Source organism: Arthrobacter sp. CAN_A214 (assembly GCF_015751955.1).
Taxonomy (GTDB): domain Bacteria; phylum Actinomycetota; class Actinomycetes; order Actinomycetales; family Micrococcaceae; genus Arthrobacter_D.
Genome location: NZ_JADOUU010000011.1, coordinates 56,462 through 71,580, shown reverse-complemented (window position 1 = coordinate 71,580; position 15,119 = coordinate 56,462). Strand labels below are relative to the sequence as shown.

The 15,119-nt window shown below is 66.2% G+C and carries 13 protein-coding genes; 5 read left to right on the top strand and 8 right to left on the bottom strand.

The annotated features are described in order from the left end of the window. Nucleotides 1–259: 259 nt before the first annotated feature. Both clpB and IWX65_RS11030 read left to right on the top strand, forming a co-directional pair. On the top strand, nucleotides 260–2,860 hold the full coding sequence (gene clpB, locus IWX65_RS11035) for an ATP-dependent chaperone ClpB (RefSeq protein ID WP_196882843.1): 2,601 nt from the start codon (nucleotides 260–262) through the stop codon (nucleotides 2,858–2,860). Nucleotides 2,861–3,000: 140 nt separating this feature from the next. Then, nucleotides 3,001–3,240 (top strand): DUF3073 domain-containing protein, encoded by a 240-nt coding sequence (locus IWX65_RS11030; protein ID WP_026532710.1) that lies wholly within the window; start codon nucleotides 3,001–3,003, stop codon nucleotides 3,238–3,240. A 151-nt stretch (nucleotides 3,241–3,391) separates the two neighbouring features. Here the strand turns inward: IWX65_RS11030 and egtD are convergent, their stop codons facing one another. The 5 genes from egtD to IWX65_RS11005 are packed head-to-tail and all read right to left on the bottom strand — an operon-like array spanning nucleotide 3,392 to nucleotide 7,773. After that, on the bottom strand, nucleotides 3,392–4,378 hold the full coding sequence (gene egtD / locus IWX65_RS11025; protein WP_196882841.1) for an L-histidine N(alpha)-methyltransferase: 987 nt from the start codon (nucleotides 4,376–4,378) through the stop codon (nucleotides 3,392–3,394). Further along, nucleotides 4,375–5,154, bottom strand: coding sequence for an ergothioneine biosynthesis protein EgtC (gene egtC / locus IWX65_RS11020; RefSeq protein WP_196882839.1), 780 nt, complete (start codon nucleotides 5,152–5,154; stop codon nucleotides 4,375–4,377). The genes egtD and egtC overlap by 4 nt, the downstream gene beginning before the upstream one ends. Nucleotides 5,155–5,156: 2 nt before the next feature. After that, nucleotides 5,157–6,488 carry an ergothioneine biosynthesis protein EgtB gene (gene egtB, locus IWX65_RS11015; RefSeq protein WP_196882837.1) on the bottom strand — a complete coding sequence of 444 codons (1,332 nt, stop codon included), beginning with the start codon at nucleotides 6,486–6,488 and terminating at the stop codon, nucleotides 5,157–5,159. Beyond that, the gene (locus IWX65_RS11010) at nucleotides 6,485–6,775 is read right to left on the bottom strand and encodes a hypothetical protein (protein ID WP_196882835.1); all 291 of its coding nucleotides are present in this window, start codon (nucleotides 6,773–6,775) and stop codon (nucleotides 6,485–6,487) included. Before IWX65_RS11010 ends, egtB begins: the two co-directional genes overlap by 4 nt. Next, complete coding sequence (locus IWX65_RS11005; protein ID WP_334683817.1) at nucleotides 6,766–7,773, bottom strand: glutamate-cysteine ligase family protein; 1,008 nt, start codon at nucleotides 7,771–7,773, stop codon at nucleotides 6,766–6,768. Before IWX65_RS11005 ends, IWX65_RS11010 begins: the two co-directional genes overlap by 10 nt. A gap of 367 nt (nucleotides 7,774–8,140) precedes the next feature. Here IWX65_RS11005 and IWX65_RS11000 point away from each other — a divergent pair, with 367 nt between their 5' ends. Beyond that, nucleotides 8,141–9,244, top strand: a complete 1,104-nt coding sequence (locus tag IWX65_RS11000; protein WP_196882831.1) for an oxidoreductase — start codon at nucleotides 8,141–8,143, stop codon at nucleotides 9,242–9,244. An 84-nt stretch (nucleotides 9,245–9,328) separates the two neighbouring features. Next, nucleotides 9,329–10,345, top strand: a complete 1,017-nt coding sequence (locus tag IWX65_RS10995; protein WP_196882829.1) for an adenosine deaminase — start codon at nucleotides 9,329–9,331, stop codon at nucleotides 10,343–10,345. A gap of 62 nt (nucleotides 10,346–10,407) precedes the next feature. Here the strand turns inward: IWX65_RS10995 and IWX65_RS10990 are convergent, their stop codons facing one another. From IWX65_RS10990 to IWX65_RS10980, 3 genes are all read right to left on the bottom strand, one after another. Further along, nucleotides 10,408–11,559 (bottom strand): ROK family protein, encoded by a 1,152-nt coding sequence (locus IWX65_RS10990; RefSeq protein WP_196882827.1) that lies wholly within the window; start codon nucleotides 11,557–11,559, stop codon nucleotides 10,408–10,410. A 124-nt stretch (nucleotides 11,560–11,683) separates the two neighbouring features. Further along, complete coding sequence (locus IWX65_RS10985; protein ID WP_196882824.1) at nucleotides 11,684–12,589, bottom strand: aldose-1-epimerase; 906 nt, start codon at nucleotides 12,587–12,589, stop codon at nucleotides 11,684–11,686. Further along, the gene (locus IWX65_RS10980) at nucleotides 12,589–13,647 is read right to left on the bottom strand and encodes a LacI family DNA-binding transcriptional regulator (RefSeq protein ID WP_196882822.1); all 1,059 of its coding nucleotides are present in this window, start codon (nucleotides 13,645–13,647) and stop codon (nucleotides 12,589–12,591) included. The genes IWX65_RS10985 and IWX65_RS10980 overlap by 1 nt, the downstream gene beginning before the upstream one ends. A gap of 163 nt (nucleotides 13,648–13,810) precedes the next feature. Here IWX65_RS10980 and IWX65_RS10975 point away from each other — a divergent pair, with 163 nt between their 5' ends. Continuing rightward, nucleotides 13,811–15,115, top strand: a complete 1,305-nt coding sequence (locus IWX65_RS10975) for an extracellular solute-binding protein (RefSeq protein ID WP_196882820.1) — start codon at nucleotides 13,811–13,813, stop codon at nucleotides 15,113–15,115. Nucleotides 15,116–15,119: the final 4 nt, after the last annotated feature.

Here is a 15,119-nt window from a genome sequence, read left to right as displayed (position 1 = left end):
CACGGCAGGACTTTGCAGCAGAAGTTCCACGTAATGAATTCGCGTGGATTCGGCGCAGGAATCTGGCCCGAAGGGACTTTCCACGCTACCGGTTCGATATCGAACGCCGCGAAATGCGTGATCCATCTCACACTGGCCTATTACCGACGAATGTTATCGAAGCTTCGCGCTGGGTGAAGCGACGGTAGAACTGCTGCGCGCCAGAGTTGAGTCGACTAGACTCAAGGTAGTTGGACGGATATCCGGAAAGGACGCCCCTGTGGACACCAAATTCACGACGAAGAGCCAGGAAGCACTCTCGGCTGCGGCAATGAACGCTTCCACCGCGGGCAATCCGCAGGTGGATACCCCGCACTTCCTGAAGGCCCTGATGGACCAGCGTGACGGCGTGGCCGTGGCGCTCCTCAAGGCAGCCGGTGCGGGCCCTGACGACATCAGTGTCCAGGCGAGTTCGGCCATCAAGGCACTGCCGGCGTCGTCGGGCAGTTCCGTGGCGCAGCCGCAGTTCTCCCGCGGGGCGCTGCAGGTGGTGACGGCGGCGCAGCAGGAAGCCGAGTCGCTGGGCGACCAGTTCGTCTCGACCGAGCACCTGCTGCTGGGCCTCGCCGCGGACCCCGGGCCCGCGGGAACCATCCTTCGTGGGGCGGGAATATCGCGCGATGCCCTCGCGGCTGCACTTCCCGGAGTGCGGGGCGACCGGCGTGTCACCTCCCCCGATCCCGAGAACACGTTCCAGGCGCTGCAGAAGTTCGGCGTGGACCTCACGGAGATCGCCCGCTCGGGCAAGCTGGACCCCGTCATCGGCCGGGACGCCGAGATCCGCCGCGTGGTCCAGGTCCTGAGCCGCCGCACGAAGAACAACCCCGTACTGATCGGTGAACCGGGCGTCGGGAAGACCGCCGTCGTCGAGGGGCTGGCACAGCGCATGGTGGCCGGTGACGTCCCGGAGTCTCTCCGCGGCAAGACCCTCATCAGCCTCGACCTCGGCTCGATGGTCGCGGGAGCCAAGTACCGCGGGGAGTTCGAGGAGCGGCTGAAGGCCGTCCTCGAGGAGATCCGTTCCGCGAACGGGCAGGTGGTGACGTTCATCGACGAGTTGCACACGGTGGTGGGCGCCGGTGCCTCCGAGGGATCGATGGATGCCGGCAACATGCTCAAGCCGATGCTCGCCCGGGGTGAGCTGCGGCTGATCGGTGCCACCACGCTCGACGAGTACCGCGAGAGGGTGGAGAAGGATCCCGCGCTGGAGCGGCGCTTCCAGCAGGTGTACGTGGGGGAGCCCTCGGTGGTGGACACCATCGGGATTCTCCGCGGACTCAAGGAACGGTACGAGGCGCACCACAAGGTCTCGATTTCCGACGCCGCCCTCGTCGCGGCGGCCACGCTCTCGCACCGGTATATCTCGGGCCGCCAGCTTCCCGACAAGGCGATCGACCTGGTGGACGAGGCGGCGTCACGGCTGCGCATGGAGATCGACTCGGCGCCGGAGGAGATCGACGAGTTGAGGCGTTCGCTCGAGCGGCTTCGGATGGAGGAGCTCGCCCTGTCGGGTGAAAAGGACCAGGCGTCGATGGAGCGCCTTGAGACGCTCCGCGCTGACATGGCAGACAAGAGCGAACAGCTCAGCGCTCTCAATGCGCGGTGGGAGGCCGAGAAGGCCGGGCTCAACCGGGTCGGCGACCTCAAGGCTTCCCTCGATGACCTGCGGTCGCAGGCCGACCGCGCCCAGCGCGACGGCGACCTCGAGACGGCGTCCCGGATTCTTTACGGCGAGATCCCCCAGGTCCAGCGTGAACTCGACGCCGCTCAGGCGGAGGAGCAGGGCGACGGCGCACCCGAACTTCTGGTCGCCGACGAGGTGAGCGCAGGGGACATCGCCGAGGTGATCTCGGCGTGGACCGGTATCCCGGCCGGCCGCATGCTCCAGGGCGAAAGTCAGAAGCTGCTCCAGATGGAGGACACCATCGGTTCGCGCCTCATCGGCCAGCGGAGGGCGGTTGCTTCGGTGTCCGACGCGGTGCGGCGCGCACGGGCCGGCGTCTCGGACCCGGACCGGCCGACGGGCTCCTTCCTGTTCCTGGGCCCCACGGGTGTGGGCAAGACCGAGCTGGCCAAGGCGCTCGCGGACTTCCTGTTCGACGACGAGCGCGCCATGATCCGCCTCGACATGTCCGAATACTCCGAGAAGCACTCGGTCGCGCGTCTCGTGGGTGCGCCCCCCGGGTATGTCGGGTACGAGGAGGGCGGCCAGCTGACCGAATCGGTGCGGCGCCGGCCCTACAGCGTGGTGCTCCTCGATGAGGTCGAGAAGGCGCATCCGGAGGTCTTCGACGTCCTCCTGCAGGTGCTCGACGACGGCCGGCTGACCGACGGCCAGGGACGCACCGTGGACTTCCGGAACGTGATCCTCGTGCTCACCTCGAATCTCGGCTCGCAGTTCCTCGTCGACCCGGTGCTCGATGACGCCGCCAAACGGAACGCAGTCCTGGCCACGGTGAACGCGAGCTTCCGGCCCGAGTTCCTCAACCGCCTCGACGACGTCATCGTGTTCGATCCGCTCAGCCTCGATGACCTCTCGCGGATCGTCGACCTCCAGGTCGACGCGTTGGCCTCGAGGCTCAAGGACCGCAGGCTCCAACTGGAGGTCACTCCCGCTGCCAGTGAGTGGCTGGCCATGACGGGATTCGATCCCGCCTACGGAGCCCGGCCGCTGCGGCGCCTCGTCCAGCGGGAGATCGGGGACCGGTTGGCCCGCGGCATTCTTGCCGGCAGGATCGACGACGGCGACACCGTAAGGGTGGACCGGGCCACTGACGAGGGCGACGGCGAGGGGCTGACGGTGACCGTCGCCACGGGCTGAGTAAGCCGCGCACCGGCGCCCGTGAAAGCATGTAACCTAGAGTCACGACATACTGACCAAATACTCCGGGGCCTCGCTGTAGCCTTGGGCCTTGTGCCCCAGCGACCACCTCCGGATCGACGCAAAAAGGGGGTCACGCCATGGGGCGCGGCCGTCAAAAGGCAAAAGCTACCAAGCAGGCCCGGGACATGAAGTATTTCAGCCCGGCGACTGACTACACGGCACTGCAGCGCGAGCTCACAGGCCCGAGCGGTCGTGCCTCCAATCGACGTACTGAGGCTCCCGAGCCGGTGGAACCCGACTATTCGGAGTATGCGGACAAATACGTCGAGGAGTACGGCGATGACGGCGAGGACGGCGGTTCACGCCGGACAGGCTGAGCGAGCCGTATAGGTATTTTCAAAAGTGGTGCATCCGAGTCGGGTGCACCACTTTTTGTGGCAGGCCCCACTCAGTGCGCAGCAGGTACCGGTGTGGGTCCGGTTTTGCGGTGTCCTGCGCACTCGATCGGGGAAGGTATTGCGGAACGGCTCAGGAGGGTTCGGCCAGGGTCATCGCATAGCGTTCTTCGGCATCCGTCCACTGCCCGACGATGGTGAGGCGGGCGGCCTCGAGCTCCGCGGCGATCCCCTCGGGGCGGAACTTTGCAGACACCTCGGTCCGCAGGTCCTCGCCCCGGTCGAAACTGATCTCGAGTCCGGCGCCGGGCAGACGCACCCGCATGGCGCGCGTGGCCCGGAGCCTCATCTCGATCCACTCCTCGGCCTCGTTCCACACCGCCACATGCTCGAATGCCTCGACGTCGAAATCCGCTCGCAGCTCCGCGTTGAGGACTCGCAGCACATTGCGGTTGAAGTCGGCAGTCACGCCGCTCGCGTCGTCGTAGGCGGGGATGAGAACTTCGGGCGGCTGCACCAGCCCGGTGCCGATCAGCAATGATCCGCCCTCCTGCCCCAGGAGTTCCCTCACCTGCAGGAGGAACCGCGCGCGGGCATCCGGCTCGAGGTTCCCGATGGTGCCGCCCAGGAACGCCACCATCCGGCGTCCGTCCCTCGGGAGCAGCTGCAGCTGCGATTCGAAATCGGCGGCCACTGCCTGCAGGGTGAGATCGGGATACCTCAGGGACAACTCGCTGTTGGCGTCGGTCAGGGCGCTGTCGCTGACGTCCACAGCGACATAGCTTTGGAGCGGCCCGGCACCCTTCAGGGCGTCGAGCAGCAGGGGTGTCTTCCTTGACGAACCGGACCCGAGCTCGATGAGCATTTCCGCCGGGCCGGCCGCCGCGATCTCCCCTGCAGAGTCCTCGAGGATCTGCCGCTCGGCGCGGGTCGGGAAGTACTCCGGAAGCTGCGTAATCTGCTCGAACAGTTCGCTGCCCCTCCCGTCATAGAACCACTTGGGCGGCAGGGTTTTCGCCGGTTTGGTCAGTCCCTTCCGCACGTCCTCCCGCAGGGTGCGCTCGAGGTAGTGCGGTGGCAGGTGATGGACGATCTCAAGTGCCGTCTGGGAGGGGTTCATCGAAGCGCTGGCTCCATCTCTGCTGGGGTTATCGGGCTTATGTCGACGCCGTGCGGCGTGGCTATCAGCAGGGACTGATCTGGAACCTCATGCCAGCCGACGTCGTCGTCGGAGGGTTCGCTGGCAACGACGGTGCCCCTGTTGTCTGAGCGCCAGAAAAGGGTATCACCGGCAGCTGTGGCAGCAATGGTGGTTCCGTCGGTCAGGAGGAAGTTGTATCGCCCGGTGCTGAAGGCCGAGGCGTCGGCCACCACGCGCGCCAGCGCGTTCCCAGCGGAGCCCGTGCCCGAGTGTTCCCGGGATTCAAGCTGTTCAAGGACCAGCGCCCACAGCAGAGCCGAATCCACCCTCGCTTCGAGTGCGAGGAGCCGTGCCGGCGGCAGCGTTGCAGCAAGTGCCTCCGCCGACTGCGGCCAGTTGTCGATCCGCCCGTTGTGGCTGAAAAGCCACTTCCCGGAGGTGTAGGGGGCAGCGGCCGCTTCGTCCGGCGTCGTACCGGGGGTAGCAGACCGCACGGCGGCGAGCACCGCTGAACTGGTGGTGACCCGCGCCAGGTCAGCGAAGGACTGGTCCGTCCACATGGGTACGGCGCGCCGGTAGCGCGCCGGGATGGGATCCTCCGCGGCATACCAGCCGACGCCGAACCCGTCGGCGTTCATCGTGCCGTTGCGTTGGCGCCGCGGCGCCCAGGACTGCCGGAGCAGACCGTGTTCGGGCGCCACCAGCAGCGCGGCAAGCGGTGTCGGAGATCCAAGGAAAGCCAGGTGACGGCACATTCCTATTCCCCCCTGCTCGGAGCGTCATCCCGGGCTGTACGGAAACCCGTGAAGATTTGACGCCGGATGGGGAAGTCCCAGTTCCGGAACGTTCCCCGGCTTGCAGCGCCGTCGGCCCCCCAGGAACCACCGCGCAGCACCTTATAGCCTCCGCCGAAGAAAGCTTCGCTGTACTCACGGTAGGGAAATACCCGAAAACCCGGGTAGGGACCGAAGTCGCTGGAGGTCCACTCCCACACATCCCCGATCAGCTGATGCACTCCCAGTGCCGATGCCCCTGCGGGGTAGGACCCGACCGGGGAGGGGCGCAATGCTTTTCCTCCCAGGTTCGCGTGGCCGGACGTCGGGTCCTCGTCACCCCACGGGTAGCGCCGGGAGCGGCCGCTGACCGGATCGTGCCGGGCCGCCTTTTCCCACTCCGGCTCCGTGGGCAGGCGCCGCCCGGCCCAGCGGGCGTAGGCCTCGGCCTCGAAGAAGGACACGTGCTGTACCGGTTCATCGAGGGGGACCGGTTCGAGGACGCCGAAACGGGCCCGCCACCACTGGTGGCCGTCCCGCGTCCAATACTTGGGAGCGCTCAGCTTGTCATCATTCCGATGGCTCCAGCCCTCAGCGGTCCACCAGTGCGGGTTCGCGTACCCGCCGTCGTCCATGAAATCGAGGTAGGCGCCGTTGCTGACGGGAACCGTGTCGATCCAGTAACCGGGGACGTGCACCTCATGGGCAGGCCGCTCATTATCCAGTGCCCAGGGCTCCACGGAAGTGCCCATGGTGAAGGACCCCGCAGGAATACGCACCTCCGGCGGAAGCACTGTAGCCTTGCCCGCCAGTACCCCGGGGTCCGGATCCACGGCGTGGAGCACCGGTTCCCCGGCACGGAGCTGATGGGTCGCCAGCATGGTCTCGGCGTGCTGCTGTTCGTGCTGGATCATCATGCCGAACGCGAATCCGCCCTCGAGCAGCGGTGAACCCTCAAGGGGAACCCGGTCCAGGATGTCCAGCGACTTCGAGCGGACCTCGGCGAGATATCCCCGGGATTCTGCCGGCGCCAGCAACGGCAGCGACGGGCGGCTGCTGCGCGAATGCTCGAAAGCGTCATAGAGTTTGTCGATCTCGGGGCGGAGCGGTTCCATCCCGCCGACGTCGCGGACCAGCCAAAGTTCCTCCTGGCTGCCGACATGCGCCAAGTCCCACACCAGGGGAGACATCAGCGGTGAATGCTGCTTGAGCAGCTCCTCCTCATCACACGCGGTAAGGACGTGGGTGCGACGGCGTGCGCGCTCCAGACCCTCGGCTATGAAGGCACGCAACGCGTCCCCAGTGCCGGCATTCACGGAAACCGGATTCGTCGTGAGGTTATGTCCTTTCGCTCTGCCAACCCCGAGAACCGTCCCGTGCGGCTCCACTCGTCGATTCGCTGGTCCGCAGGGGAACGGCCGCGCGCTGCGTAGTTCTCGAAAAATGATTCCACACAGAACCTCGTGTCGGCGTCGGCGTTCAACCGTTCCATGGCATTCAGCGCTGCTTCCGCGCAGACCCGCCCTGCTGCGGCGAGGACAGGATCAGCGAGGCCGTCCCGTGCCGCGGCGGTCATCGGATCGGGCAGTGCGGTCAGGGACATGCAGGCGTCCGCGGCCGTGTCGGCTGCCCGTTCGTCATCCACCAGAGCCGTCGTGATCGCTGCGGCGGCTTCCCAGTCGGAACCGGCTTGCGCGTCAATGACCCGAATCTCGAGGAATCCCCGGGGCGGATGAAGGGAAAGAGCGTGCTGAGGTGGTAGTCGAGATCCGCACGTGTGACCGGCCGTGGACCGTGCCCGCGCAACCATCCCCGCATGGTCAGACCGCGGGGCGCTTCCCATGAACCGTGCGACGCCGGGATGCACAGCACGAACGCGTCGAGGGCATAACTGGCCCAGGCGATGGGCGGATCGTCGGAATACGGAACAGGTGACGTGCGGGACGGATCGATGGCCAACCACACGGCCTGCCGGGTACTCTGCCAGCCGCTGGGCGACCCATGGCGGAAAGGGGAGTTGGCGAAAAGCGCAACGAGCACCGGCGCGAGCCGGTGAAGGCGTTGCCAGCGCTGCACCGCGCTGCCTGTGCCGTTTCCGGAAAGACCGGCATCCAGGCACACCTGCAGGGATGCCGTGGAGCACATCATGGTCCGGCCGGCAGAACCTGAGCGATCAAAATGGGTTTCCATGGCCGCGTACCGGGAATGATTCAGCGTCCGAACCGGAGGGCGGGATGAATCCAGAGCCACGTTGCTGAAGGAGAGTCCTGCATCCTGGAAAAACCCGTCGAGGACCGCCAGATCGGATCGTGCAGCTTTCATGACCGAGGGAAGATCAACTCCGCAGGCCGAACTCAGTTCAAGCTGTCCCCCCGGCTCGAAGGTGATGACCCCGCCGCTGGGAAGATCGGTCACCTGACCAGCAACGGCCTGCACTTCAGCTACCGGCACGGGCCGCCGGGGGTTCGTTGTGTCGTGCACAATCCGTTCGATCTCCACGCCTACGGCTCCAGGAGGGCCGGTCTTGAAACACACCGACGCGACATAGATCTCCGCTTCGGCCTCCGACAACGGCCGTGTTTCCTGCTTCACACCTGACATCAATGACACGAGCCATCCCTTCTTTGTGATGCAATCAAATCAACAGGCACAACGATATGAGGTTGCACGGCTCCCCGGAACCCCGTCCCGGCAGGGCATACCACTTGCATTCGTCGTTACAGAAGTGGTGATCGATGCTAGTGCGGGGGAATAGACAGCGGAATTGCCCGAAGACGAGGATTGGTTCGGGGCCGACCTCGGATCCCTCTCACGAAGCCCCGGGCTTCGTAGGAGGCGCTCGTGCAATCCGGGCAGGCCCGCCGACCAGAGCCGGTGCATGGAGGAATAGACGCCTGCGCCCAACCGTTCTGGAGGGAAACGGGCCGATCTCGCCCTCCCCCGGCAAAAAATCCAGAAGGAGATTCCCATGCCGAATTCCGACCCACTGTTCTCCCCGATGCGTCTTGGATCCACGGAACTGGCCAACCGCGTTGCGCTGGCTCCGATGACGCGCGTCAGCGCAACCGAGGACGGGCACGCCACGAAGAGAATGGCCTCCTACTATGAAGCTTTTGCACGGGGAGGGTTCGGACTGCTCATCACCGAGGGAATCTATCCCGACATGGCGTTCAGCCAGGGATACCTGTTTCAGCCGGGCATCGCCACGGAGGAACAGGCACAGTCCTGGGTGAAAGTTGTCGAGGCGGCCCATTCAGCTGGGGCCCGGATCTTCGCTCAGCTGATGCACGCCGGGTCGCAGTCGCAGGGCAATCGGTTCGTGGACTCCTCGGTGGGGCCATCCGCAATTGCACCGAAGGGCGAGCAGCTGGCGTTCTACCGTGGAGAGGGCCCGTATCCCGTGCCGTCGGAAATCACCGCGGAACAGATGGACGAGGTTCGCCAGGGCTTCGTGACGGCCGCTCTGCACGCCAAGCAGGCCGGATTCGACGGCGTCGAGATCCACGGCGCGAACGGCTACCTGCTCGACCAGTTCCTCACCGATTACCTGAACGAGAGAACCGACGCCTACGGTGGTTCGCCAGAGAACAGGATCCGGTTCGCCGCTGAGATCTGCCGCGCAGTGCGGGAGGCCGTCGGGCCGGGCCTGACGGTGGGAATCCGCATCTCGCAGGCCAAGGTCAGCGACAACCACCATCGTTGGAGCGGCGGCGCCGAGGAAGCGAAAACCATTTTCGCCACGCTGGGCGCCACGGGCATCGACTTCATCCACACCACTGAATACCGGGCCGCCGCACCGGCGTTCGACGACGGCGCAGAGTCCCTGGCCCTCCTCGCCAAGCAGCATTCCGGAGTGACCGTGATTGCCAACGGCAGCCTGGACGAGCCGGGAACGGCCGTGTCACTGCTGGAAACAGGCGCGGCCGACGTCGTCGCACTTGGCAAGGCGGCCCTGGCCACCCGGAATTGGCCGCACCGGGTGCGCAACGACCTGGCGCTGGACGAGCTCGACGGAAACCTCTTCGCCCCGGTAGCGGATGTCAAGGACTGGGAGCTGGAGCTGCCGGCCTGATGCTGCACCGGCCGGGACGCGGCGCGCGTTCCGGCATCATAGTAGATTGCAGTAGCCCTGTATCCGCCGGATGAGAGACACAGAATGCAGCTTCCCCAGGTAGAACTCCACCTCCATATCGAGGGCACGCTGGAACCGGAGTTGATCTTCGAACTCGCCGCGCGGAACAATATGGAGCTGCCCTACGCCACGCTCGCGGACCTGCGCGCTCAGTACGAGTTCCAGGACCTGCAGTCTTTCCTGGACCTCTACTACAGCAATATGGCGGTGCTGCAGACGGAGCAGGACTTCGCTGACATGACTCGCGCATACCTGTCACGCGCCGCGGCGGCCGGCGTACGCCACGCGGAGATCATGATGGACCCCCAGGCGCACACGGTCCGCGGCGTGCCGTTGAAGGCGTGCGTCGACGGTGTTTCCTCGGCGTTGGCGAACAGCGAGGAGGAGTTCGGGATCAGCACGGGGCTGATCGCGGCGTTCCTGCGTGACCAGCCCGTCGAGGGTGCGCTCACCGTGCTGGAGGAGCTGCTGGCGATGAAGGCGCCGATCATCGGGATCGGCCTCGACTCAGCGGAGGCCGGAAACCCGCCCCGCAACTTCGTGGCGCTGTACGAGCGGGCGCGGCGGGCAAACCTGAAGTGCATCGCCCATGCCGGCGAGGAAGGGCCTCCCGACTACATCCGGCAGGCGCTGGACCTGCTACAGGTTGATCGGATCGATCACGGGATCCGCTGCATGGAGGACGAGGAGCTGGTGCAGCGGCTGGTCGACGAGCAGGTGCCGCTCACCGTGTGCCCGCTTTCCAACGTGCGCCTGCGAGCCGTCGACACCCTCGCGGACCACCCACTGCCCCGCATGCTGGAGCGCGGTCTGAACGTTTCCGTCCATTCCGATGATCCGGCGTACTTCGGCGGCTATCTCGATGAGAACGTGGCCCAGGTCCGGGAGACGTTCGGGTTCGATGCCGGGCAACTGGCCGTGCTGGCGTCCAATGCCGTCCGGTCCGCTTTCCTCGACGATGCACGACGACGGGAACTCCTCGCGGCCATCGCTGCCTGGCTCGACGCCCAGCCCCGCGGAGCGAGTGGGGCGTCGGCGTAGGAGCCCGACGGCGAGCGGCAACTGTTCCTGCCATGCCGGCGGCCGATCTCCGGCTGATTCCATCAGGCGGGGTTCAAGAGCAGTGGTTCGAAGACCAGCTCGGCGGCGCCGACGAGGAGCAGCTCCGGACCCAGGGCTGCCCGCCTGATGGTGACTCCGCCGACGAGTGCCCTGTCGTTGACGGTACCGATGAGCCAGTCGTCGTCGTAGGCAAAGATCGAACCGAGGAAACCCCCAAGCACGATCACCTCGGGGTCGAAGATGTTCACGAAGTTCGTGAGAGCCACGGCCAGCAGGGCGAGCTGGCGCCGGACCTCGATGCGGAGGGCGTCGGAGGAGGGTTCCGCCAGAAGGTTCTCCAGGCGGTCGGTACCGCCGCGATCCAGTCCGCCGGCCCGGAGAAGCCGTTCCAGCCGCACCTCGGCGTCGAGGCAGCCCTGCCGTCCGCAGTGGCACCCCGCGCCTCCGGTCTGCACGAGGGTATGGCCCAGTTCACCCGCATAGCCCAGCCCGCCCCGCAGTTGCGCGCCACCAGCGATCACTCCGCCGCCGATGCCGCTGGCGCTGCCGTTGAGATAGAGGACGTTCTCCACCCCGAGGGCTGCGCCGAAAATGCTTTCCGCAAGGGATCCGAGGGCGGCGTCGTTGGCTGCCCTCGCAGGAAGGCCGAGTGCACCCGAGAAGGGGCCGGTCAGGTCGGCGTCCCGCCAGCCGAGGTGCGGAGCGAGCAGTACCCTGCCGGCCGCGACATTCACCAGGCCGGGCAGGGCGATTCCGATGCCGAGCAGGCGGTCCATGGTCTCGATGTCCGGCTGCAGCTCCGCGCGGATGGATTCGCTCATGCGAACGGCCTCGGCGAGGCTCGGTACTTCAGCGGCTTCCAGTCGGATGCGGCGGTGGACATGTCCGCCGAGCCCGACCAGGCCGATGGTCATGGCATCGATATCGGGATTGATCGACAGGGCCGCGACCTTCTCGTTTGCGGTCACGATCGGGCTGGGGCGCCCCACCCGCCCGGCGACGGGGGGATCCGTTTCATACACTAGGCCCCGGTCGCTGAGCGCCGCGACGAGGGCGCCGACCGTCGACCGGTTGAAGCCGCTGCGGCGGGTCAGTTCGGAGCGCGGCAGGGGGCCGTGCTGGTGCACCATCTTGAGGATCTGGGACAGATTCTGGGTACGAAGATTCTCGGTGCCGTTCGTTGCACCCGGCATAGACCGCACCGTCCCGTTGTCTCCTCGAGGGTACCCGAAGCCGTAGCGGCCCGGATCCTTCTCATCCTAGTCAGTGGAGGCCGGGCCGAAGCGCGGTTCCATGTTCCTCGCCTCCGGTCCTACCTCAGGCGAGGAAGCTCGCTGACAGGAAATAACGCAGCAAGTGTTGTTCCCCTGGTTGCAGGATGACGAGGTCCTGCAGCGTATTGAAGGCGTTGGGCGGGCAGCTCATCGGTTCGACGGCCAATCCGAGCCGGCCGCGCAGCTCCCCGGAATACACCTGCACCCAGGGGGCGCAGTCCGTCGTCGAGCGCAGGGTGGTCGAGAGTCCGGCACCGGGGTTTTCGAGGGTGACCTGCCAGGGGCCGGCAGGGAAGCCGGTGAACGCATGGTCGATGGTGTCGCTGCCGATCGTCCGCGCCGTCGCATAGTCCCAGCGGGTGCCGGCGACCGGTTCGAGGGCCACGGGAACGGCCTTTTCGTCGACGAGGAGAATCGAGGCAGGAGCAAACTGCAGAGTGCTCTCGTCGATGCTTCCCGGCCCGGCCGTGAGGAAGGGGTGGGAGGATGCGCCGTAGGGCGCTGCGCTGCATCCGGCATTGAGCGCTGTCAGGGAGTAGGTGAGTCCGGTGTCCGCCTGAAGGTCGAACGTCGCCTCCAATTCCAGCTGGAACGGGTAACCGGGTTGGCCGTGCAGGGTATGACCGAGGACCACGGTGGTGTCCCCGGCAGTGAGGATCGCCCAGTCGTTCCAGAGTGCGAGTCCGTGGAGGGCGCTTCCAGTCGCTGTCTCGTTCACCGGGAGCTGATGCTCCGCGCCGTCGAATCGGTAGGCGCCGCCGGCGACGCGGTTGGGCCACGGGGCAAGGGTCTTCCCGGCGTAGGCCGGCGGAATCTCAACCATGTCGAACGGCAGGACGATGTCCAAGCCGTTGTAGGTCAGGCTCTGGAGGCCGGCACCTACGGTGGCGATGCCGGCACGGTAGGCGCCTGCTTCCAGCTGGAGGAGCCGCCCATTGGGGCCGCGCATCAGCGCTGTTCCTGCAGGCTGCGGGGCGGTGCATCAGCCGGTGCAGGGGGCGGCGCGGTGCTCTGCCGTACGACGAGGCTCGTGGCGAGGTCGAGCTTCAGGTTGTTGGGGCGCTCTCCCTCCCGCAGGCGGAGAACCATGCGGGTTGCCTCCTCCGCCATCTGGATCAGCGGCTGGTGGACCGTTGTCAGCGCAGGGCTCGACCACTGGGCGAGCTGCAGGTCGTCGTACCCCACGATGGACAGTTTCTCCGGTACGGGAATCCCGATCTGGCGGGCGGCGTCGAGTACGCCCAGGGCCTGGAGGTCGCTCCCGGCGAAGATGGCGGTCGGGGGCCGGGGGCCGCGCAGCAGGGAGAAGGCGTGGTCGCGGCCGCCGTCGACGTGGAAGTTTCCGTAGCGGATGAGCTCCGGGTCGATGGGCAGCGAGGCCATGTTCATGGCGGACCGGTACCCGTCGATGCGCGCCAAGGAGCACATCATGTCCGCGGGGCCGCTGATGGCGGCGATGCGCGTGTGCCCCAGCTCGATCAGGTGGCGCGTGGCCATCATGCCCCCGGCCCAATTGGCGGAACCGACCGACGGCACATCGGGCGCGGGGTCACCGGCGGGGTCGATGATGACGAAGGGGATGGCCCGGGCATCGAGCTTCTGGCGGAAGTCCCGCGAAAGATCGGAGAACACCAGGACGACGCCGGCCGGCCTTCGCGCCATGACTCCCTCGATCCACTCGAGTCCGGGGGCGTGTCGCGAGCCCGTCTCCGTGAGGACGACGCTCATTCCATGCTCACGCGCGACATTCTCGACGCCGCGGATCAGCTCCAGGGCCCAGGCGCTTTCGAGCTCGTGGAAGACCAGTTCCACGAGGCCCGCCCTGGTGGCCGAGACCTGGCGCCGCCGGTAGCCGTGTTCCTCGAGCAGCTCCTCAACTTTCGCTCGGGTTTTCGGTGCAACATCGGTGCGCCCGTTCAGGACTTTGGAAACGGTGGAGAGGGAAACGCTGGCAGCCGTAGCGAGCTGTGCCAGGGTGACGCGCGGTTCATCCGCCGGGATCGACATGGGTTCAGCTTACCTCCGGCACCAGCGGGTGCTAATGGGTGCTGGAAGACACTCTGTGACGGCTGACACCTTCGACCTTGCGCTCGGACGCATTCCCTACATACACTGACGCCATCACATAACTTTCGATACTATTATCGAAACTTTCGAAAGGCGTTCAATGATGAACAACCGAACATGGATCTCGCGGGGCGTCGCCGGCGGCTCCGTCCTGCTGCTGGGGCTTACACTCACGGGTTGCGGCGGCGGCGGCGGGGGCAGCGCGTCCGAGCGGCCCGAGAATGAACTGCACCTCGCCGTCTACGGCGATGCCGGCAACACCGTCGAGCAGGCGATGGTCGACAAGTTCAACGAGACCTCGGAGGTCAAGATGGTGCTCGACACCATCCCGGGCGCCGACTACCAGACCAAGCTCCAGACCATCATCGACACCGATTCCGCCCCGGACATCTTCTTCAACTGGGGCGGTGGCAGCATCACCAACTTCGTCGATGCCGGGCTTCTGCTTCCGCTGGACGACTTCATCGAGGAGGACCCGCAGCTCAAGGAGGCGTTCCTGCCGGCCGTCTTCGAGACCGCCGTCATCGATGACAAGGCATACGGCGTGCCCATGCGGGGAACGCAGCCCGTGATGCTCTTCAACAACTCCGAGGTCCTGGCGCAGGCCGGCATCGACAGCCCGCCTGAAACCTGGGACGAACTGCTCGAGGACGTAGAAATCCTCAAGGCGGCCGGCGTGACGCCGATCGCCCTGGGCGGCGCCGACCAGTGGCCGACGCAGATGTGGTTCCAGTACGTGTTCGACCGCGTTGCGGGACCCGAACTGTTCCAGGCAGCGCTCGACGGCGACACCAGCGTATGGGAATCCGAGGAGAGCCGCGAGGCGCTCGGCATGCTGCGCGAACTGGTGGACGCCGGAGCCTTCGGCACGAACTTCGATTCCGTGAAGTTCACCGACGGCGGCTCCCCGGCCCTGCTGGCGAGCGGCCGTGCAGGCTTCGAGCTCATGGGCTCCTGGGAGTACGCCACCCAGCAGGACTCCGATCCCGTGTTCGCCGAGGAAGTGCTCGGCTACAGCGAGTTCCCGGCAGTCGAGGGCGGCAAGGGCGATCCCGACAACCTGGCCGGCAACACGAACAACTTCTACTCGGTCCACAAGGACACCCGGTACCCCGAGGCGGCCGCCGAGTTCCTGAAGCTGATGTACTCGGACGAATTCGTCCAGCAGCAGGTGGCGATCGGAAACCTTCCGACCACCACCAACACGGAGCAGTTCCTCGATCAGGCCGCGGATCCCGAGTACGCCAAGTACCAGTTCGACCTCGTGCAGGACGCACCGAACTTCCAGCTCTCCTGGGACCAGGCGTACCCACCCGAGGCGACCGTCACCATCCACACCGCCATCTCGCAGTTCTTCAGCGGCCAGATCGATGAAGACGGCTTCATCCAGGCCATGCAGGGCCTCTAGGAAA